The organism is Legionella sp. (assembly GCF_965140895.1).
Classification (GTDB): Bacteria; Pseudomonadota; Gammaproteobacteria; order Legionellales; family Legionellaceae; genus Legionella.
Map to the genome: position 1 here is coordinate 51,237 of NZ_CBCSKT010000032.1, position 20,796 is coordinate 72,032.

Genomic DNA, 20,796 nt, shown 5'->3' on the forward strand with positions numbered 1-20,796 from the left:
ACAGGGATCTAATCGGCCCCGTATATGCTGCGCTAATACGGCTAGGTTTAGGCTACATGAATAACAATTTTGCCAAAATGGACACCCGCTTGCATGTGTTGTTGTGCTTCTTCGATTTGTTCCAAATTGAACTCTGAATCAATTACTGGTTTGATTTGCTTTTTTGCTACGACATCAAACCAGCGTTCATGAGCTTGTTTCCATAAAATTGCTTTTTCTTGCAGGCTTTGTGAGCGTAGAACAAAGCCAATAAGCTGGAGTCTTTTATGCATGATTAACGCCAGATTGCATTCAACCCTGCTGCCTTGAAGACAGGCTATTTGAATTAATTTCCCCTGAGGTTTTAACAATTGAATATGCTTGTCAAAATAATCTCCGGCAATAAAATCCAGAATTAAGTCAAGGCTTTGTGTAGCAATTAGATCTTCAAAATCATGCGTTTTATAATTGATTACCTGATCAGCGCCAAGTTGTACTGCTTTATCTATTTTATCATCCTTACCTACAGTGGTGATGACGTTGGCACCTACTTGTTTTGCCATTTGAATTGCTAATGAGGCAATCCCACTTCCTGCGCCATGGATTAAAAGTGTTTGCCCTGATTTTAATCCACCGAGGTTAAATAAGGTGGCATGAACGGTAACTAAGGATTCAGGAAGAGCTGCGGCAAGGGGGTAATCCCAGCCCTCTGGAATTAAATGTGCAAGTGATGATTCAACCAGGCAATATTCGGCATAAGCACCACTTCCTACTAAAGCATAGACTTTATCTCCAGGTTTAAATTGAGTTACCTGAGCACCTACAGCAACTACATCACCAGCAAGTTCTAAACCTAGAACCGCTGATTCTCCTGCGGGAGGAGGATATTTTCCATAGCGTTGCATTAGGTCGGCGCGGTTTAACGCCGTTGCTTTGACCTGAACTAATATTTGGCTGTCTTTAAATTTAGGGGTAGGGGCATTTTCTATAGTAAGGCGGCTGTATGAGCCGGGGTTTTCTATATGTACGTAGCGCAAAATATCTTCCTTAATTATGGTAAATGTTTACTTAGGCTTTTTGCCATGATTCAAGTATCTCACCTGAACAGATACTAATTGTGTTTTGCTTGCCCTATCAAGTGACTACCTCACTTGAATCTATATACCCAAAGTATATAATCGCAGGCCTACACGATTTTCCACACCAAGCAGGGCTAATGTCAAAATTTAATCATCAGCGTTTTTATGCCTGGCTTTTTATAGTCCCACAACTTATTGTCACCCTCATATTTTTTATTTGGCCTGCAGGTAATGCTTTAGTACAAGCATTTTTTTATACCGATGCTTTTGGATTGCACAAGCACTTTGCTGGCCTAACTAATTTTACAGATTTGTTTGCCGATTCCAGTTATCGTAAAGCAATAATGGTAACCTTTATTATTGCGTGCAGCGTGACTTTTTGCACTATGTGCCTTGGTCTTCTTACCGCCATATTAGTTAACAATCGTAGTAAAACGCAAGGGGTTTATAAGTCTTTATTATTATGGCCATATGCTGTAGCACCAGCAGTAGCTGCGATTCTTTGGCGTTTCTTGTGCCATCCTACCTTGGGCTGGTTAACTCATGCATTACAACCTCTAGGAATTAATTTTGATTACGTAAATAATGTAAATCAAGCCTTGTTGGTTGTTATTCTTACTGCCAGTTGGCAGCAATACAGCTATAATTTTTTATTTTATTTTGCGGCATTAAAAGCCGTTCCTCCATCGTTGATTGATGCGGCAATTATTGATGGGGCATCAGCTTGGCAGCGTTTTTGGCAAATTATTTTTCCCTTGTTATCGCCAACGACTTTTTTCCTATTGATTATGAATTTAATGTACGGTTTCTTTGATACCTTTGGAATTATTCATGTGATGACACATGGGGGACCGGGAAACAGTACAACGAACATGATGTATAAGGTCTATCAAGATGGATTTGAAGGAATGGATTTGGGTAGCTCGTCAGCCCAATCCGTAATTCTAATGGTTGTTGTGATACTTGTTTCTTTAGTGCAATTTAAGTATCTCGAGAAAAAGGTTCATTACGCATGAAATTAGTGTCTCGCATTTTAGCCCATGGATTTTTATCCTTATTCATTTTGCTCATGTTGTTGCCGATTTATTTAGCCATTGTGGCTGCGAGTCATGATGGCAGTGCGATGATGCAATCATCCGTCCCCATGATTCCAGGAACCTTATTATTAAAAAATCTAAAAGCGGTTTTGAGTGACGGCCTATCTGTTACCGGGGGCGAGCCGATTACCGCGATGTTATTTAATAGCTTAGCTATGGCTTTAGCTATCGCTTTGGGCAAAATTATTTTGGCACTTGGGTCTGCATTTGCCTTAGTTTATTTTGATTTTCCTTTTAAAAAGCTCTGTTTTGCGCTGATTTTTGCAACGATGATGTTACCGGTAGAGGTGCGGATTGTTCCCACGTTTCAAGTGGTGGCCTCATTTGGATTATTAAATTCATTTACGGGATTAACCTTACCCTTATTTGTTTCAGCAACAGGAACCTTTTTATTCAGGCAGTTTTTTAAAACTGTACCTGCTGAATTGGTCGATGCAGCAAAATTAGATGGTGCAGGTGCTGTGCGTTTCTTTTTTGATATTCTTTTACCTTTATCTAAAACGCAAATCGCTTCTTTATTTGTAATTTTATTTGTCTATGGATGGAATCAGTACTTATGGCCCTTAGTCATTACTACTGAAACAAAAATGGCGACAGTAGTGATGGGAATTCGTTATCTTGCGGGGGTGGCTGATCAAGTTCCGCAATGGCATTATATTATGACAATTGCCCTGGTTGCTTTGATTCCGCCTTGTTTGGTTGTGATGTTGATGCAACGATGGTTTGAAAAAGGATTAAAGTAACATGGCAACAGTAACTTTGGTTGATGTCTCCAAACGAGTTGGGCAAACGACTATTTTAGACCGAATTAATCTCAGCATCAAAAAAGGCGAGTTTATGGTTATTGTGGGGCCTTCAGGTTGTGGTAAATCAACCTTGCTTCGCTTAATCGCGGGCTTAGATGATGTGAGTTCAGGATCTATTTTAATCAATGAGCAACGAGTTAATGATGTTCATGCCGCGAAACGTGATATGGCAATGGTATTTCAAAACTACGCCCTTTATCCGCATATGACTGTTTTTGATAATATGGCATATGGGTTAAAAATGCGCGGCTTTAAAACGGATGTGATTAAACAACGAGTAGCTGACGCTGCGAAATTGTTGCATTTAATACCTTATTTAGAGCGAAAGCCTCAAGCATTATCAGGTGGGCAAAAGCAACGTGTGGCAATGGGTAGGGCGATAGTCCGCTCCCCTTCTGTATTTTTATTTGATGAACCATTATCGAATCTTGATGCAAAGCTACGCACCGAAATGCGCCATGAACTGAGACGTTTGCATCAACAGCTTAATACCACCAGCGTGTATGTAACTCACGATCAAACAGAAGCTATGACCATGGCTGAACGGGTGATTGTGCTTAATCAGGGGCTTGTCGAACAAATTGGCACGCCGCAAGAATTGTATCAACGTCCAGCAAGCTTATTTGTTGCAGGATTTACGGGGCATTATCCGTTAAATACATTTTCAGGGGTATTTAATAAAAAGAATGCTACTATTGAAACGAGCATAGGTATTAATTTTCCGATTTCTGAAACAAATTATTTACTTGAGGACAAGATGAAATTGGTTTTGGCAATTAGAGCCGAGCATGTACAATTGGCTAACGAACCAAACGCACAACGCATCACAGTAGCTGTTGAATTTATCGACGATATGGGGGCGGACAAGTTAATTAGAGCACGCTGTATAAACAATGGAGAGCAACTAAATTTACGAGTTTCTGCTGATCAATTAATTCCTAGTGGACAATTCGAGGTTGAACTACCTAAAATGAAATTACATGTGTTTAATCAGCAAACTGGACAACGTATTGGAGAATCGCGTGGGTAAAGAAAAAACGGCACTAAAACCAATTGATACACCGGTATATAGTTATTGGTCTGCACTGTATCGATCATTTTATTCACGACGCCTGTATGTGGATGTGGGCAAGCGCTGGAAGGGATTTGGTGTGCTTTATCTCTTATTGGTTATTGCGATACTGAGTGTGCCATTCTTTTTTAGAATGTCGATTAGTTTAGATGAATCCTTTAAAGAGCAGATAGTTAAGCCTTTATTAAAAATTCCTGTTTTTTACATCCAAAATGGTGATGTTCTTTTTGATCAACCAATGCCTTATTATGTTAAGAATGATAAAGGTCAGACAGTGGTTGTTATTGATACTACAGGGGCTGTAAATGATTTTACGGCACAATATCCTTATTTAAATATTCTGATTAATAAAAATCAGATTGCATTTAGGATCCCTAATCCACAGCTGTTTACTATGGGTAAAGAGGCGCCACCAACTAGAAGTACTCCTATTGTGCAGACTTTTGATAAAGGGTCCAATTTAGTATTCGATGGCAAAAAAATGGTGGAGGCAAACTCCGTTACTGGACTTAAATACGCCTCACAAGCAGTGCTTTATCCTATTATCGTGGGTATTTTCTTTTCTATTTTTTTAGTTTTCTTTTTAGTACTTGCTTTACTAGGGCAAACTTTTTCATCGATTTTCTTTTCTTTTAAAATATCATTTGCCGCCTCAAGCCGTATGATTATGGTAGCAGGAACGCCGATGTTGTTGGTGCTAATGACTATATTGTCACTTAATAGTGTATTTACGGGGCTGGGTATTATCTTATTCTTCCTCTTGATTGCTTATTACAGTTTTGCACTTTATGCATTAAGAGCTGAAAGTAGGCAAGTAGCTCGTGTATGAAAGAGTTAATCCATTTTGCTCATGGAAACGGGTTTCCAGCATTATGCTATAAGCAGATGCTGGATGGCCTTAATCCTTATTATGATTATTGTTATATTGATAAGATTGGTCATGATCCGGCTTTTCCTGTGGGTGAAAATTGGCATAATTTGATCTTAGAGGTGATTGCCAGTATTGAACGGCAAGCAGATCGCCCAGTGATTGCTCTAGGCCATTCTTTGGGTGGGGTTTTAAGTTTATTAGCCGCTATTGAACGACCTGATTTAGTTAAAGCAGTTGTTATGTTGGATTCTCCTTTACTCGGTCTATTAAAATCCAGCGCAGTTCGACTCGCCAAGGTTTTTGGCATCATTGATAGAGTTACTCCTGCGTTTAGGACAAAAGGGCGACGTAAGCATTGGCAAAGCTATGAGCAAATACTGCCATATTTAAAAAGCAAAGAATTGTTTAAAAACTTTTCAGATGAGTGTTTGAGCGACTATATTAAATATGGCCTGAAATATAAAACCGATGGTTACTATCTTCGTTTTAATCGCCTTGTGGAGTATCAAATTTATCGAACGATACCACATATCATCCCACGTTATGAGGGGAAATTATTAACCCCATCTGCATTAATTTATGGTGACAAAAGTAACGTGGTTGGTAAAATGGAACTTCGGTATATGAAAAAGAATTTCAATATTACCTGCTATAAAACCCATGGGAGTCATTTGTTTCCTATGGAGTATCCACAGGTTGTAGCTGCGCAAGTTTTAAGGGTTTTGGATAAGCTAACATAAGGAGAATACAGTGCTACATGCTATTTTAGTGCTTCTGGTAATAGGAGCTGCAGGAGTATTGTTAACACGGCAAGCGGCAGTCGCAGTATGGGCTATTAGTTTTGCTCTATTTACTGGGCTGGTTTTTTACTATGGCACCCCAGGATTTTTGACTAAAGCGCTGTTAATCTTGATTGAGCTTACCTTAATCGCATTCGCAATTAAACCATTACGACGCGAATTTGTCTCGAAACATTTATTCAAGACAGTGAGTAAGGCTATGCCGGCTATGTCTGCTACAGAGCGAGAAGCTTTAGAAGCAGGAACCGTGAGCTGGGAAGGCGATATCTTCAGTGGCGCCCCAGATTTTTCAGCGCTTCGTAGCACTCCTCCTGTTCGTTTAAGCGAAGACGAGCAAGCGTTTTTAGATGGTCCTGTAAATATCTTATGTTCCATGCTTAATGATTGGGATATTACTCATAAACAAACTGATCTATCTCCTGAGGTTTGGAGCTTCATTAAAGAAAATCGCTTCTTTGGTATGATTATTCCTAAGCGTTATGGTGGCTTAGAGTTTTCAGCTACTGCACAAATGACGGTTTTAGCCAAAATTTACGGTTGTTCTATTACTGCGGCATCAACAATTTCTGTACCTAATTCTTTAGGCCCTGGTGAGTTATTACTTAAATATGGAACTGAAGAACAAAAGAATTTTTATTTACCACGACTGGCGGATGGTCGAGAAATCCCATGTTTTGCTTTGACTGGTCCTAATGCGGGTTCTGATGCAGCTTCGATTCCTGACCAAGGTATTGTGTGCCGCCAAGAGTTTAATGGCAAAGAAGTGGTTGGTATTCGCTTAACTTGGAATAAGCGCTACATTACTTTATGCCCAGTAGCTACTGTGGTTGGTTTAGCTTTTAGAATGTTTGACCCTGAGAATCTACTAGGAAAGGGCGAAGATGTCGGTATTACCTGCGCATTAATCCCAGCGGATACCCCTGGGGTAATTAAGGGGCGCCGTCATTTCCCCTTAAATATAGGCTTTTTAAATGGTCCAACACAGGGTAAAGATGTATTTATCCCTCTAGATTACATTATTGGTGGCGCTGCAATGGCTGGTCACGGCTGGCGTATGCTTATGGAGTGTTTAAGTGCGGGTAGAGCAATTTCTTTACCGTCAAGTGCCAATGGAGGTGCTCAGGCAGCCGCTTTAGCTTCAGGAGCTTATGCACGTGTTCGCAAACAATTCAATCAACCCATTGGTAAGTTTGAAGGAATTGAAGAACCATTAGCACGTATTGCGGCAAATACATATATTATTGATGCAGGCGTTACTATGGCGGCAGCGGCTATTGACCATGGTGCTAAACCTTCGGTAGCTGGTGCAATTTTAAAATACCATACAACCGATCGTGTTCGTCAGGTTTCTATAGATGCTATGGATATTCATGGCGGTAAAGGTATTTGCCTTGGTCCTAATAATTATCTAGGAAGAGGATTCCAGGGAGCTCCGATAGCCATTACTGTTGAGGGTGCTAATATTCTTTCGCGTAGTTTAATTATTTTTGGACAGGGGGCAATTCGTTGCCATCCATATGTATTTAGAGAGTTGGAAAGCGTAAGAAAGCATGATCTGGTAGGCTTTGATGATGCATTTTTCTCGCACGCCGCTTTTTATATTGCAAACTTTACTAAATCTCTCTTGTTTAGTTTGACTGATGCTCATTTTTCTAAGGCACCAGCCAGTTCAGTAAAACGCTATTATCAGTTAGTTCATAAATACAGTACCAATTTGGCATTCCTTTCTGATTTTTCTATGACGATTCTTGGCGGTGATTTAAAGCGTAAAGAAAAATTATCTGCTCGTTTAGGGGATATGTTAAGTACCTTATATTTAATTTCAGCTGTGCTAAAGCGCTACCATGATGATGGTGAGCCTGCTGCTGATTTGCCTATAGTTGAGTGGAGCTGCCAACAATTGTTGCACGAATGTGAAATGGCGATGCAAGGAGTTATTATTAACTTCCCACAACGTTGGGCACGAGTTGTTCTCAACATTATTTTAAGACCTTTAGGTAATCGCAGACACAGACCAACGGATCAATTAGGGCATAAGCTAGCACGTATTTTAATTGAACCAGGCGAAACACGTAATCGACTAACACATTTTGTTTATAAGAAGGCTGGAGAAAATTGTCCAATTGGCCGATTGGAAGAAGCGTTCTATAAAATTTGTGCGGTTGAAGAAATAGAGAAAAAGTTAATGCGTGCTGTAAAAGATGACGTATTAAAATCGCTAACCTTATTAGAGCAAATTGAAGAAGCTTTAGTGATGGGCTTGTTAACTCAAGACGAAGCCAAGCAAATGAAGGATGCTGAGTTAGCTCGACAAGATGCGATTAAGGTCGATGACTTTAGCGATGATGAGTTACGTCGACCAAGTAGCGATTCTAAGGCGAAGAAACCTACAGCTAAAAAGGAACAAACGGCAATGATCTTGGATGAAGAAGTAATTAATCCAGAACCAGAAGTACCTTTACATTAATTTGGTTAGATAATCATCCGGTCTAAAACATTTATTAGATTTTTAGGTTGGTTGCGAGCAACCAACCTAAAAATCTAACAAAAGAGAAACTGCCTTGGGACGGAACCAAGGAAAAAACGTAATCAGTAATGCGGACTAAGCCTCTTCAGCAACATCATCAGGCATGGTAATGTTCAATTCAAGTACTGAATTGTCGCCCATACGCTCAAGATTAACACTCACTTGATCACGTGTTACATGAACGTATTTAGCTATAACTGCCAGAAGTTCATCCTGAAGTTGTGGCAGATAATCCGGAGTATTTCTTTGTGAACGCTCATGAGAAATAATTATTTGCAGACGTTCTTTTGCTACTGAAGCAGAAGCTGTTCTCCGACGTAAATAGTTGAAAATGCTCATACAGTCACTTCCTCTTTGTTTTTGCTGAATAAGCGACGCAATAATCCTTTACGTTCATTGCTAATGAAGCGCATTGGTCTTTCTTCACCGAGAAAGCGTGCAATGGCATCTTGATAAGCAAGACCGGCATCACTGTTTGTATCAAGTACAACTGGAACACCTGTATTCGACGCTTTCAGTACAGACTTAGACTCTGGAATAACGCCAATCAATGGAATAGCTAATATTTCTTTTACGTCTGCAACAGAGAGCATATCACCACGCTCAACACGCTCAGGGTCATAGCGAGTTAACAATAAGTGCTCCTGAATTGGTTTGTTGTTATCAATAGCTCTTTTCGTTTTGCTAGACAGGATACCCAGAATACGATCGGAGTCACGAACAGATGAAACTTCAGGATTCGTAACCACAACGGCATGATCTGCAAAATGCATTGCCATTAAAGCACCTGTTTCAATGCCTGCAGGGGAATCGCAAACAATAAAATCAAACTCTTTAGAAAGATCATTCAGAACTTTCTCAACTCCTTCAATGGTTAATGCATCTTTATCACGAGTTTGCGATGCTGGAAGAATGAACAGATTGGGAAGACGCTTATCTTTAATCAATGCTTGATTTAAGCTTGCCTCACCATTGATTACATTAATGAAGTCATAAACAACACGTCGTTCACAACCCATAATGATGTCCAGGTTTCTTAAACCGATATCAAAATCAATGACTACCGTCTTATGCCCTAATAACGCAAGACCTGATGAAATAGCTGCAGATGAAGTAGTTTTTCCTACTCCGCCTTTACCTGAAGTAATAACAATAATTTTAGCCAACGCTGAACCCTTCCCGTTTTTGTTGATTCAACACAATAATTAACCAACAGTGTACACGTTAATGAATATTCAATTCAAGTGTTATCCCTTTTATTCGTTTTTATCACGCTGACTAATAGTCAAGCTGTGCGTTAATGAGTTAGCTCGTATTGATGTTGGGCAATAATTGCGGGAATTGGTTTATATATGGGCGAATAAGTATTAGAACATCTTGTCTTGAAAGTATAGATCGATTTCGTCAGTATTGTGCGTATTAAAAGGGCTATTTCCTTTAATTTATTTGGTATTTGTGATATACTGTTTGGTTAATTTAACTACTTTAATGAGAAGAAAATGTCTCTTAATATTGTGCAGCAATCATTAACCTTTGATGATGTTTTACTTGTCCCTGCACACTCTTTAATTCTACCTAAAGATGTGTCCCTAAAAACCAAATTAACCCGCGAAATAAACTTGAATATGCCGCTGGTATCCGCAGCGATGGATACGGTGACGGAAGCGCGTCTGGCAATTGCCTTGGCGCAAGAAGGTGGGTTAGGCATTATTCATAAGAATATGACAATCAGTGCGCAAGCCGATGAAGTTCGTAAAGTAAAGAAATTTGAAAGTGGCATGGTTAAAGATCCAGTTACGGTTACTCCTAACATTACTGTTCGAGAGTTAATGGAAGTCATGACAATTCATCATTTCTCAGGCGTTCCAGTGGTTGATGGTAAGAATTTAGTAGGGATTGTAACCAGCCGTGATATTCGTTTTGAAACCAATTTATCTTTGCCAGTGTCTCAGGTAATGACGCCTAAAGCGCGTTTGGTTACTGTGAAAGAAGGAGCTAGTCGAGAAGAGGTTCGTAGTTTATTGCATAAACATCGTATCGAAAAACTCTTGATAGTGAACGATGCATTTGAATTACGTGGTTTAATTACCGTTAAAGACATCCAAAAAGCTAAAGAAAATCCTTATGCTGTTAAAGATGATGCAGAGCAGTTACGCGTTGGTGCGGCTGTTGGGGTTGGCGAGTCTACTGATGAGCGTGTCGCGGCTTTAGTTGATGCTGGGGTTGATGTTCTGGTTGTTGATACCGCCCATGGGCATTCTCAAGGCGTACTCAATCGCGTGAAATGGGTAAAACAGAATTTTCCTGGAGTACAGGTAATTGGCGGGAATATTGCCACAGCAGCCGCGGCTCGAGATTTATATGAAGCAGGTGCGGATGCTGTTAAAGTGGGAATTGGACCTGGTTCCATTTGTACAACACGTATTGTTACCGGCGTAGGTGTTCCTCAAATCTGTGCGATTGCTAATGTTGCTCATGAATTACAAGGTAAAATCCCTGTTATTGCTGATGGCGGTATCCGTTTTTCAGGCGATGTGTGTAAGGCTTTGGCTGCAGGTGCAGACACCGTTATGTTAGGCAGTATGTTTGCAGGGACAGAAGAGTCTCCTGGTGAAATCGAATTATACCAAGGTACTACTTATAAGAGTTATCGTGGTATGGGTTCGATTGGTGCCATGGCTTCTTCTCATGGTTCTAGTGATCGCTACTTCCAGGATGCTACTGCAGGCTCTGAAAAATTGGTTCCTGAAGGTATTGAAGGTCGTGTTCCTTATAAAGGCCCAGTACAAACAATTATTCACCAGATATTAGGCGGTTTACGTTCATGCATGGGGTACACTGGATGCGAAACAATTGAACAATTGCATACCAAAACAGAGTTTGTACAAGTAACTAATGCGGGTATGCGCGAATCACACGTCCATGATGTGAGCATCACAAAACAAGCTCCGAATTATCAGGTAGATAAATAATAATGAATGATTTAAAACAACATCTCTTGCTTATTCTTGATTTCGGTTCTCAATACACCCAACTAATTGCACGCCGAGTACGTGAATTAGGAGTATATTGCGAAATCCATCCTTTTAACATGAGCCAGGAAGCGTTCACAAAGCTTAATCCTTGTGGGGTGATTTTATCTGGTGGACCTTCAACAGTAACTCATCACGCCAATCCTCGAGCTCCTGAATGGATTTTTACTTCGGGATTGCCAATACTCGGTATTTGTTACGGCATGCAAACGATGGCGGTGCAATTAGGTGGTGAAGTACAGTCCTCTAATATTAGAGAGTTTGGCTATGCTGAATTGAAATTGCATGGACACAGCAAGTTATTTGCTCAAATTGAAGATCACACCACCAGTGAAGGTGAGGCTTTATTAGATGTGTGGATGAGTCATGGCGACAAAGTAACTCAACTACCCCCTGGATTTAGTGTTATTTGCGAAACGCGTAATGCACCAATTGCTGGAATGGCTGATGAAAGTCGTCGTATGTATGGGTTACAGTTTCACCCGGAAGTAACCCATACCTTACAGGGCACACGTATTTTACAGCGTTTTGTGGTTGATATTTGTCAGGCGCCAACCAATTGGACTTCAGAACATATTATTGACGAAGCCATTCATAAAATTAAACAGCAAGTTGGTTCTGATAAAGTACTTCTTGGTTTATCCGGTGGGGTAGATTCTTCAGTTGTAGCCGCTTTATTACATAAGGCAATTGGTGACCAATTGATCTGCGTTTTTGTTGATACGGGTTTATTACGTTTTAACGAAGCTGATGAAGTCATGAAAATGTTTGGTCAGCACATGGGGATTAAAATCATTGTCGTCAATGCTGAGGAGCGATTCTTAAAAGCGCTTTCTGGTGTTAGCTGCCCTGAAGAAAAAAGAAAAATTATTGGCCATACCTTTATTGACGTATTTGATGAAGAGTCGCATAAAATAGAAGGGGTTTCCTGGTTAGCTCAGGGAACAATTTATCCTGATGTTATTGAGTCTGCTGCAACGAGCACCAATGGAGCTTCAGTAGTTATTAAGTCACATCATAACGTGGGTGGTTTGCCTGAAACCTTACATTTAAAATTATTAGAGCCTATTCGCGAATTGTTTAAAGATGAAGTGCGAAAGATTGGTTTGGAGTTAGGTTTACCGCATGATATGGTTTATCGACATCCATTCCCAGGTCCTGGTTTAGGCGTACGGATTTTAGGTGAAGTTAAAAAGGAATATGCTGATATTCTTCGTAAAGCCGATGCAATCTATATTCAAGAACTACGAAAAGCAGATCTATATCATAAAGTGAGCCAAGCATTCGCGGTATTTTTACCGGTTAAGAGTGTAGGGGTAATGGGGGATGGTCGTAAATACGAATACGTAATTTGTTTACGCGCTGTTGAAACCATTGATTTCATGACAGCACATTGGTCGCATTTGCCTTGGGAGTTTTTAGGTCAAGTTTCCAATCGAATCATTAATGAGGTTTCTGGGGTATCGCGAGTTACTTATGATATTTCAGGAAAACCACCAGCAACGATTGAGTGGGAATAATCTGGCCTGTTTGCCGTCATTGCAAACGCATGGGCAACCCAAGAGTATCCTTTGGGTGTGTCATCACCGCATTTTCCGCAATGATGGCTGGCTACAGTTATGATAATGAATGATCGATATTGGATGCAAAAAGCTTATCAACAAGCACTTCTTGCTCAGACTGAGGGAGAAGTTCCTGTAGGGGCGGTATTAGTAAGCCAAGAGGGTACGCTCTTGGGCATAAGCCGAAATGCCGTGCAATCCAATCATGACCCCTCTGAACATGCCGAAGTACGCGTAATCCGCCAAGCCGCACAACAACTTAAAAACCATCGCTTAGTTAATAGTACCTTGTATGTTACTTTGGAACCTTGTTCCATGTGTGCAGGTCTTATTGTTCATGCGCGAGTTAAACGCCTGGTTTTTGCAACGCGTGATTTTAAAGCAGGGGCCGCAGGCTCAGTATATAACTTACTGCAAGGCTATCCTTTAAATCATAAAGTAGCAATTGATGAAGGCATTATGCAGTCAGAATGCGCTCATCTGCTCTCCGATTTCTTTAAAACATGCCGTTAATAAAATGAAAACCCGGTTGCAGGGAGGAACTATGTTTTCATTAAAATTCATCATAAGAATGATTTTCCCATCCTTCCTATTGTCTCTTTCTAAAAACTCTTCTACAGTAAATAATTCAAATACTGAAAAAGGGACGTTTCATGTACCGGTTTATTTGCAAGGTTATCTTTATTCTAGCTTTATTTTCTACCACCACCTTTGCCTGCACCCGAGCTCTATATGTTGGGACAGACAATACAGTTATCACCGGCAGAACCATGGATTGGGAAGAAGATATGCATACCAGTTTATGGGTATTCCCTCGGGGAATCGAACGAAATGGTCTAGCTGGCTCTGATTCTCCTGTTTGGAAATCCAAATACGGTAGTGTGGTTGCCTCCGCTTATCAATTAGCTAGTGCTGACGGGATGAATGAAAAAGGTTTAGTTATGAATGTCCTGTATTTAGCCGAAAGTGATTATGGCAAGCCGCAAGCAGGGCAGCTATCGCTATCAATTAGTTTATGGGGACAATATACGCTGGATAATTTTGCAACGGTACAGGAAGCCGTCGATGCATTACAGGCAAAACCATTTCATTTAGTAGCACCAAAACTTCCTAATGGGTCAGAAAGCACAGTGCATTTGTCACTTTCTGACTCGACTGGGGACTCCGCTATTTTTGAATACATTGCTGGAAAACTAGTGATACACCATGGTAAGCAATACCACGTAATGACTAACTCCCCCATATACAGCAAACAATTAGCATTGAACGAATACTGGAAAGATATAGGTGGAACGGTGTTTTTACCTGGAACAAGTAGAGCCGCAGATCGTTTTGCACGAACTTCTTTTTATCTTGGTGCGCTACCAAAGGCCTTGGATAAAAACTACATCAGTGCAGTTCCTGGACAACGTTATGAGCACCAAGCAGTGGCGAATGTAATGAGTCTTATGCGGGCAGTAAGTGTTCCTCTTGGAGTGACAACACCAGAGCAACCTAATATTGCATCTACTCTTTGGCGTACAGTAGCTGATCAAAAAAATCGAGTTTATTATTTTGATTCATCCACTATCCCAAATACATTTTGGGTTTCTTTGGAGAAATTAAATTTTACTGAAGGTGCTTCTGTAATGTTATTAGCATTGGATAAAGCTCAGATCTATGCAGGGGAGGTGTCTGCGGAGTTTAAACCTGCAACGGCGTTTACATTTATGCCGGCTCAATGAGTTGGTGTAACGGGGGGGGCCCATTTATCAGTCTTATTGTATAAAAAATCACTTGATTCTCGCTGCTTTGACCGCGGGATCTTATGGTTTCATTCAATATCACTAATGATACATTTTCGTTTCGTATATTTTCTTCTCAGCTTCTTCAATAATCGCGGTCAGTGCAAAATGTTTTAGACGATTATATTGAATATGCCCCATAGTAAAATTAATTGGGTGTTCAGGGTTTAATGCTGCTAATTTATTTTGTAGTCTTTTTAGAACACCAGAAATATTTCCCTCCCGCATTCCAGGGCATAATACACCGAACTTGTCGCCTTCAAGTCGTGCAATCGCATCAGAATTGCGGAAGTTGCTTAGTAAGAGCTGGGCAAATGTTTTTAAAATTTTATCTCCCTCATCATAACCAAATTCTTTATTGATGGATTTTAGTTGGGTTACGTCAAAATAAAGCAACATGAGTCCTTTGTCATAACGAGTACAAAGTTTCATAATTTGTCTTCCAATTGTAAGAAGACCTTGGCGATTGGAAATTTCTGTAAGGGCGTCCATTGTTGCGTAGCGATTGGTAATAAATTCTTTAGATACGGTCTTAGCTAGTTCTTTCATAATGTTTAAGTCAATATGCTCTAAACTATTTAATTGGGGAGGATGGTCATTCATGAGACATAATGTACCAATGTTAAATTGCCCATCAATTTGTAAAGGACATCCTAGATAGAATCGAATTTTAGGCTCACCAATCACTAAGGGATTATCTTTAAAACGAATATCTTGTTGTGTATCATTTACAATCATTACTTCTTCTTGAAGGATAGTATGAGCACCAAAAGAAATTGGTCTAGGGATTTCTTGAACATGTAAGCCGTATTTTGACTTGAACCACTCTCTGTCTTTATCGATTAAGGATATTAAGGCAATAGGTACTTTAAATAGGCCTTGCGCAATACGTGTGATGCGGTCAAAGCGTTCTTCAGCCATTGTATCTAGAATTTGAAGATCGTAGAGCGATTGTAAGCGTTGTAGCTCATTTTTGGGTGTTTCTGCATTTATCATGGTTAACTCCAAAATAATGACTTAGCGATTTTTGAAGTCTCTAGCTAGAAGTATAGTACAGAAGTACAAAAAATATACATACTTTGGTTTTTTTTGTATGAAAATTATTAGGGTTTTGTTTTTATGAGAGTTTTTGAATGAGAAAATTGCGTAAAAGTTCTTTTTCTTCGCTGCTTAGTGCCTGATTATTTTGGTTGGTGATGTAAAACATGTCTTCTGCACGCTCTCCTGCCGTTGCGATTTTTGCATTATGTAAATGAATATTTAAAGTCAAAAAAATACGGCTAATGGTGGCTAGAAGTCCCGGTCTATCTCCTATTACTAAAAATAAACGTGTAAAGTTGTTATGTAGATCATCGTTATAGCTAATTTGGGGTTTGACATTAAAATGAGCTAAAACACGAGAGCGTCTTTTTTGAGCTATAGTGGGTAATTGATCCTGTTGTTTTAGATGAAAACATAATGCTTGGCGTATGTCTTCAGATTGCTGGGGATCAATAAGAGCCTGGTTTTGCTCGTTTAAAATAATATATGTATCTAAATCGAATTGATTGTCGCAGGTAATAATCATTGCCTCTTGAATCGTGACATGATTATTACTCAGCACTGCAGTGGTAATCGTAAAGCGAGCATCACTGTGGGGCATGTAGATAAATACTTCCGTACCACCTTGGCTATGATGTGGCATAATCATGATCAAAGGGAATTGAGTGCAGTTCAATATGGCTTTAGTATGCCGCGCAATCACCTCGGGGGACTCATGCAAAAAGTATCGATCTTTAAATTGAGACCAAAGCTCTTCGACTGTGTTCGACGCTATGCCTTCTGAAACTAAGATATTTAAAGCAGACTGTTTTCTTGTCGTAATTAAGGCTGTTTTATCCATGAGTTCTTGGGCTTTGTGCATCATATGTTTCGCTGCTCGATATAATTCTTTTAGCAGCGAGTCTTTCCAAGCATTCCATAATTGAGGATTAGTGCCACAAATGTCAGCCACGGTAAGCAAATACAAATAATCTAAATAATGAGGCTGAGGTAATAATTGGCAGAAATGTTTTATTGTGTTGGGATCATAAATATCTTGGCGCTGTGCGGTTTGTGACATTAATAAATGATTACGCACGAGCCAAGTAAGTAAATCGCTGTCTTCTTTTTTTAAGTGGTGATTTTGAGCAAAATTCTGGGCTTCAATTGCACCTAATTCGGAATGATCACCGCCACGTCCTTTGGCGATATCATGGAATAATGCGCTTAGATAAAGTATTTCCGGCTTATCTAATGTTGGCATGATCTGCGCACAAAGTGGAAATTGTTGGGCGTAATGTGCTTGATTAAAGCGTGACATGTTGCGCACCACGAATAGGGTATGCTGATCCACAGTAAATACATGGAATAAATCATATTGCATCTGTCCAGTTACCTGAGCAAAACATTCAATATAGTGGGCTAAAACCCCATATTGGCTCATGTAATGTAAGGCTTTATAAGGGCCGTTAGGTGCTTTTAAGATACTCACAAAGAGTTCCGTGGTTTTTTTGGATGTTTTAAAGCGCCGACTAATCAGATAGAGTGACTCTCTAATTAAACGAATGGTACTGGCTCTTACTCCTTCAATATCAGGTCGATCGGTTATCCATAGGAATAACTTTAGTAACGCTTGAGGGGTTTGGGTAAAGACGCGGTTATTCCGTACCTCAATGTATTGATTGGATAATTGAAATTCATTATCTAATGGAATGAGCTTTTGTTTCGGGGACTGAGCAATTGTTTCATCAAACCATTGTAAGAGCATTTCATTTAATTCTCGGCTGCTTTTTATGACCTTAAAGTAGTCTTTCATGAATTGTTCAATGGCTAAGGAATGAGGTTTATCCTTATAGCCGAAGAAACTCGCTAATTTAACTTGATAATCAAAGGAAAGCCGTTCTTCTGCCTTTTCTGCAAGACCGTGTAAGGCAAATCGGACTCGGCAAAGAAAATGGTGGCAGTGCATTAGCTTTTCATATTCTTTATCGGTGATAAATCCATAGCTAATGCCATCGGCTAATTTTTTTATATTAAAATGGCGTTTACCGATACTATACAATATTTGCAGATCACGAAGACCACCTTGACCATATTTGACGTTCGGCTCTAGGTTATAAGCTGTTTCACCGTATTTAAGATCCCGTTTTTTTTGTTCTTGCAGTTTGGCGATAAAATAGTTTTTGCTCGTCCACATATGCAGCGGATGGGTTTGATACAGTAATTCCTCCATCAAGGCACCGCGTCCGCAGAGCAAAAACATGTCCATAACGCTTGAAATCACTGTAACGTCACGGCACGCCAATTCAGCGCAGGAGGATACGTTCGTAATTTGATGACTGATTTCTAATCCGACATCCCAGCAATCTTGGATGAAGGCTTGTGCGCGTTGTAATTTTGCTTTGGAGATTTTATCAGTATGCAGAAGTAATAGATCAATATCAGAATGAAGTAGGAGCTCTCGTCGTCCATAACCTCCCAAAGCAAGGAGACAGAAACTACCTCCTTGATCGAGTTGATTTTTATAAAAAAGGCTAATGAGCAGCTCATCAGTAAAGGCAACGAGCCTATGAATAACGGTGCTTACATTCGTTTTTTGATCAAAGTCTTGCCGCAGTTTTTCTTTAAACTGTTTTACCGTATTTTTGAGTCGTTGGTTATCGTTCTTCATCGCGTAGAGTCAAAATTTCTACACCATTATCAGTTACCAATAAGGTATGCTCCCATTGTGCGGAAAGGCTGTGATCTTTGGTAACCACGGTCCATTGATCAGGTAATAAACGGGTATGGTGTTTGCCCACATTAATCATTGGTTCTATGGTAAAGGTCATACCGGGCTCCAGCTTCATTCCCGTTCCTGGTACTCCATAATGCAATACTTGAGGGTCTTCATGAAACACGCGTCCAATTCCATGTCCGCAATAATCACGAACCACGGAGCAACGGTTTTTCTCTGCATGTTGTTGAATTGCATGTCCAATATCGCCTAATTGTACTCCAGGCTTCACCATTTCGATACCGATGAATAAGCAGTCATGTGCAATTTGCACTACATGCTTGGCTTTAACAGCAGGTGCGCCGATATAGAACATTTTGCTGGTATCACCATGATAACCATCTTTAATTACGGTGATGTCAATGTTCATGACATCGCCATCTTTTAATGTCTTTTTTCCAGGTATGCCATGACAAACTACGTGGTTTACCGAAGTGCATATTGATTTTGGAAATCCATTATAATTTAGAGGTGCAGGAATAGCTTTTTGTACATTAACAATGTAATCATGACAAATAGTATTTAGTTCTTCAGTGCTAACGCCTTCTTTTACATAAGGACCAATCATTTCAAGAACCTCGCCTGCAAGCTTGCCTGCAACGCGCATTTTTTCTATTTCATCAGGAGTTTTTATGGTAACGGCCATGTGGTGAATCCCAAAATAGTAGTGTGGAACAGCAGGAATAGTAGCATAATTGATTATTGAGCAACAGTATTTGACTTATTTATGAGTCATTTATCAATATTGAAATTTCATCGGTAACTACTTTCAAGCCACTCCGCAACTTATCATACTATACTTTATATAAGAAATTGCTTGTCCAACCCAGGGAACTAAAATGATGTATCAAGAGCGCTCATTTCTATTTATAGCATGTCTATTTATTAACGCCATATCCTTTGCACATGTTCATAGAGGCCATCATGGTGGTGGTAACCATAATAAGGTATATGATAATGTTAATTATAATAGTTACAGTCAACCTTACCGCAACAATGTCTGGTATATTGAGGGGAGTCGCGGGACTGTGCGTCGTGCTGGTGGCCACCATGGGGACTGGTATAATGAGGGAGGAGTTGCGATTATTAATACTGGTGGAGACGTGGCTTGGTTTGATAATAGTTTAAATAATGAAGAGGTTGTAGGTGTTCCTGTGAGTGGACATTTTGATCCTTCATGCATGACAATTCAAACCTGTACTTACGATGGTCACTGTATTACGCAGCATAAATGTGATTAACATGGATTATTATGAATAAAAAGAAATTCCAATGGGCAGTTGTTGGAGCAGGACCTGCGGGTATTGCTGCAGTAGGGAAATTATTAGATCAGGGTATTTCATCTGATGATATTTTGTGGATTGACCCGCATTTCAAAGTTGGTGACTTAGGGCTGCTATGGCGCAATGTTTCAAGTAATACGAGCGTAAAATATTTCACTAGTTTTTTAAATGACGTGCGATCTTTTAATTATGAAGGGGCGCCTGATTTTGCATTAAAGCATTTGCCAAAAGAGGAAACCTGTACCTTAAGTTATGCTGTGGAACCATTAGAGTGGATTTGTACGTATTTAATGCAGAAAGTACATGCAGTAAATACGATGATCCATAATATGTCTTTAGCCGAGCGGAGGTGGACTTTATCTACAGCAAGCGAATCTTATCAAGCTAAAAATGTTATTCTGGCTACAGGCGCATCTGCCTCCTCATTGAATTATCCCGGTCTTAATGTAATTCCCTTTGATACAGCAATTGATAAGGAAAAATTGGCTGAAGAGCTTGATCCTAATGAAACTTATGGTGTATTTGGTTCATCACACTCTGCCATCATTATTGTGCGCTATTTGGTGGAGCTGGGCGTGAAAAAAGTAATTAACTTTTATCGCTCACCTTGTCGTTATGCGATTGATATGGATGATTGGATCCTTTTTGATAATACCGGACTGAAAGGGCAAACTGCTGTTTGGGCAAGAGAGAATATTGATGGGGTATGGCCTGAAAATTTAGTGCGATATAACACGGCTGAGCCTAATATTGCGCGTTATCTGCCTGAATGTGATCGGGTTATTTATGCTGTTGGTTTTGAAAAGCGTAAAAATATTATCATTGGTGATTATGAAGATACGTGTCACAATCCTCATGTAGGTATTATTGGACCAGGTTTATTTGGTTTAGGAATAGCCTACCCAGAAAGTAAAACAGATCCATTTGGTAATGTAGAGTCCCAGGTAGGTTTATGGAAGTTCATGGTCTATCTCAATAAAGTGATGCCTGTGTGGTTTAAATATCATACTTAATACACGCAACCGTCATTGCTAATGTGTGAAGCAACCCAGGGTTTCATGCCTCGATCTTTGAGTTCATTCTGTCCCTCATCCCCATATTTAGCCAT

18 protein-coding genes are annotated in these 20,796 nt (G+C 39.8%); 12 read left to right on the top strand and 6 right to left on the bottom strand.

Going from position 1 to position 20,796, the window contains the following annotated elements:
- Positions 1 to 47: 47 nt before the first annotated feature.
- A complete protein-coding gene (locus ACQY7T_RS04035; protein ID WP_428411430.1) occupies positions 48 to 1,016 on the bottom strand; it encodes an NAD(P)H-quinone oxidoreductase in 969 nt (322 codons plus the stop codon).
- Between the two features lie 179 nt (positions 1,017 to 1,195).
- Between ACQY7T_RS04035 and ACQY7T_RS04040 the strand changes: the two genes are divergently transcribed.
- From ACQY7T_RS04040 to ACQY7T_RS04065, 6 genes are read left to right on the top strand one after another with little or no spacing between them, the layout of a single operon-like run.
- Positions 1,196 to 2,074 (top strand): ABC transporter permease subunit, encoded by an 879-nt coding sequence (locus tag ACQY7T_RS04040; protein ID WP_428411431.1) that lies wholly within the window; start codon positions 1,196 to 1,198, stop codon positions 2,072 to 2,074.
- The gene (gene ugpE, locus ACQY7T_RS04045) at positions 2,071 to 2,898 is read left to right on the top strand and encodes a sn-glycerol-3-phosphate ABC transporter permease UgpE (protein ID WP_428411432.1); all 828 of its coding nucleotides are present in this window, start codon (positions 2,071 to 2,073) and stop codon (positions 2,896 to 2,898) included. The genes ACQY7T_RS04040 and ugpE overlap by 4 nt, the downstream gene beginning before the upstream one ends.
- Before the next feature lies 1 nt (position 2,899).
- A complete protein-coding gene (locus ACQY7T_RS04050; protein ID WP_428411433.1) occupies positions 2,900 to 3,991 on the top strand; it encodes an ABC transporter ATP-binding protein in 1,092 nt (363 codons plus the stop codon).
- Positions 3,984 to 4,862 carry a DUF1189 family protein gene (locus ACQY7T_RS04055; RefSeq protein WP_428411434.1) on the top strand — a complete coding sequence of 293 codons (879 nt, stop codon included), beginning with the start codon at positions 3,984 to 3,986 and terminating at the stop codon, positions 4,860 to 4,862. Before ACQY7T_RS04050 ends, ACQY7T_RS04055 begins: the two co-directional genes overlap by 8 nt.
- Complete coding sequence (locus tag ACQY7T_RS04060; RefSeq protein ID WP_428411435.1) at positions 4,859 to 5,644, top strand: alpha/beta hydrolase; 786 nt, start codon at positions 4,859 to 4,861, stop codon at positions 5,642 to 5,644. Before ACQY7T_RS04055 ends, ACQY7T_RS04060 begins: the two co-directional genes overlap by 4 nt.
- A gap of 10 nt (positions 5,645 to 5,654) precedes the next feature.
- A complete protein-coding gene (locus ACQY7T_RS04065; RefSeq protein WP_428411436.1) occupies positions 5,655 to 8,171 on the top strand; it encodes an acyl-CoA dehydrogenase in 2,517 nt (838 codons plus the stop codon).
- Between the two features lie 135 nt (positions 8,172 to 8,306).
- Here ACQY7T_RS04065 and minE read toward each other — a convergent pair whose 3' ends face one another.
- Both minE and minD read right to left on the bottom strand, forming a co-directional pair.
- Entirely contained in the window at positions 8,307 to 8,570 is a 264-nt protein-coding gene (gene minE, locus ACQY7T_RS04070) for a cell division topological specificity factor MinE (RefSeq protein ID WP_428411437.1), read from the bottom strand.
- The gene (minD, locus tag ACQY7T_RS04075) at positions 8,567 to 9,397 is read right to left on the bottom strand and encodes a septum site-determining protein MinD (RefSeq protein ID WP_428411438.1); all 831 of its coding nucleotides are present in this window, start codon (positions 9,395 to 9,397) and stop codon (positions 8,567 to 8,569) included. The genes minE and minD overlap by 4 nt, the downstream gene beginning before the upstream one ends.
- Positions 9,398 to 9,730: 333 nt before the next feature.
- Here minD and guaB point away from each other — a divergent pair, with 333 nt between their 5' ends.
- From guaB to ACQY7T_RS04095, 4 genes are all read left to right on the top strand, one after another.
- On the top strand, positions 9,731 to 11,203 hold the full coding sequence (gene guaB, locus ACQY7T_RS04080) for an IMP dehydrogenase (protein ID WP_428411439.1): 1,473 nt from the start codon (positions 9,731 to 9,733) through the stop codon (positions 11,201 to 11,203).
- A gap of 2 nt (positions 11,204 to 11,205) precedes the next feature.
- Positions 11,206 to 12,783, top strand: coding sequence for a glutamine-hydrolyzing GMP synthase (gene guaA, locus ACQY7T_RS04085; RefSeq protein ID WP_428411440.1), 1,578 nt, complete (start codon positions 11,206 to 11,208; stop codon positions 12,781 to 12,783).
- A gap of 105 nt (positions 12,784 to 12,888) precedes the next feature.
- Positions 12,889 to 13,338, top strand: a complete 450-nt coding sequence (gene tadA / locus ACQY7T_RS04090) for a tRNA adenosine(34) deaminase TadA (protein WP_428411441.1) — start codon at positions 12,889 to 12,891, stop codon at positions 13,336 to 13,338.
- Between the two features lie 140 nt (positions 13,339 to 13,478).
- Complete coding sequence (locus ACQY7T_RS04095) at positions 13,479 to 14,549, top strand: linear amide C-N hydrolase (protein WP_428411442.1); 1,071 nt, start codon at positions 13,479 to 13,481, stop codon at positions 14,547 to 14,549.
- 102 nt (positions 14,550 to 14,651) lie between these two features.
- Here the strand turns inward: ACQY7T_RS04095 and ACQY7T_RS04100 are convergent, their stop codons facing one another.
- The 3 genes from ACQY7T_RS04100 to map all read right to left on the bottom strand — a co-directional run bounded on the left by ACQY7T_RS04100 (position 14,652) and on the right by map (position 19,051).
- Complete coding sequence (locus tag ACQY7T_RS04100) at positions 14,652 to 15,605, bottom strand: sensor domain-containing diguanylate cyclase (RefSeq protein ID WP_428411443.1); 954 nt, start codon at positions 15,603 to 15,605, stop codon at positions 14,652 to 14,654.
- 121 nt (positions 15,606 to 15,726) lie between these two features.
- Positions 15,727 to 18,300: a [protein-PII] uridylyltransferase gene (gene glnD / locus ACQY7T_RS04105; RefSeq protein WP_428411444.1), complete on the bottom strand. Its 2,574-nt coding sequence runs from the start codon at positions 18,298 to 18,300 to the stop codon at positions 15,727 to 15,729.
- Complete coding sequence (map, locus tag ACQY7T_RS04110; protein WP_428411445.1) at positions 18,287 to 19,051, bottom strand: type I methionyl aminopeptidase; 765 nt, start codon at positions 19,049 to 19,051, stop codon at positions 18,287 to 18,289. Before map ends, glnD begins: the two co-directional genes overlap by 14 nt.
- Positions 19,052 to 19,244: 193 nt before the next feature.
- Here map and ACQY7T_RS04115 point away from each other — a divergent pair, with 193 nt between their 5' ends.
- Both ACQY7T_RS04115 and ACQY7T_RS04120 read left to right on the top strand, forming a co-directional pair.
- Positions 19,245 to 19,646 (top strand): hypothetical protein, encoded by a 402-nt coding sequence (locus tag ACQY7T_RS04115; RefSeq protein WP_428411446.1) that lies wholly within the window; start codon positions 19,245 to 19,247, stop codon positions 19,644 to 19,646.
- Positions 19,647 to 19,657: 11 nt separating this feature from the next.
- Positions 19,658 to 20,701, top strand: a complete 1,044-nt coding sequence (locus tag ACQY7T_RS04120; protein ID WP_428411447.1) for an FAD-dependent oxidoreductase — start codon at positions 19,658 to 19,660, stop codon at positions 20,699 to 20,701.
- Positions 20,702 to 20,796: the final 95 nt, after the last annotated feature.

What these genes read in the sequence shown, in the direction of transcription:
- glnD (WP_428411444.1), bottom strand. Translation starts at nt 18,300, where the DNA reads ATGAAGAACGATAACCAACGACTCAAAAATACGGTAAAACAGTTTAAA.
- ACQY7T_RS04040 (WP_428411431.1), top strand. Translation starts at nt 1,196, where the DNA reads ATGTCAAAATTTAATCATCAGCGTTTTTATGCCTGGCTTTTTATAGTC.
- guaA (WP_428411440.1), top strand. Translation starts at nt 11,206, where the DNA reads ATGAATGATTTAAAACAACATCTCTTGCTTATTCTTGATTTCGGTTCT.
- ACQY7T_RS04095 (WP_428411442.1), top strand. Translation starts at nt 13,479, where the DNA reads ATGTACCGGTTTATTTGCAAGGTTATCTTTATTCTAGCTTTATTTTCT.
- ACQY7T_RS04100 (WP_428411443.1), bottom strand. Translation starts at nt 15,605, where the DNA reads ATGATAAATGCAGAAACACCCAAAAATGAGCTACAACGCTTACAATCG.
- ACQY7T_RS04120 (WP_428411447.1), top strand. Translation starts at nt 19,658, where the DNA reads ATGAATAAAAAGAAATTCCAATGGGCAGTTGTTGGAGCAGGACCTGCG.
- minE (WP_428411437.1), bottom strand. Translation starts at nt 8,570, where the DNA reads ATGAGCATTTTCAACTATTTACGTCGGAGAACAGCTTCTGCTTCAGTA.
- ugpE (WP_428411432.1), top strand. Translation starts at nt 2,071, where the DNA reads ATGAAATTAGTGTCTCGCATTTTAGCCCATGGATTTTTATCCTTATTC.
- ACQY7T_RS04050 (WP_428411433.1), top strand. Translation starts at nt 2,900, where the DNA reads ATGGCAACAGTAACTTTGGTTGATGTCTCCAAACGAGTTGGGCAAACG.
- map (WP_428411445.1), bottom strand. Translation starts at nt 19,051, where the DNA reads ATGGCCGTTACCATAAAAACTCCTGATGAAATAGAAAAAATGCGCGTT.
- tadA (WP_428411441.1), top strand. Translation starts at nt 12,889, where the DNA reads ATGAATGATCGATATTGGATGCAAAAAGCTTATCAACAAGCACTTCTT.
- guaB (WP_428411439.1), top strand. Translation starts at nt 9,731, where the DNA reads ATGTCTCTTAATATTGTGCAGCAATCATTAACCTTTGATGATGTTTTA.
- ACQY7T_RS04115 (WP_428411446.1), top strand. Translation starts at nt 19,245, where the DNA reads ATGATGTATCAAGAGCGCTCATTTCTATTTATAGCATGTCTATTTATT.
- ACQY7T_RS04060 (WP_428411435.1), top strand. Translation starts at nt 4,859, where the DNA reads ATGAAAGAGTTAATCCATTTTGCTCATGGAAACGGGTTTCCAGCATTA.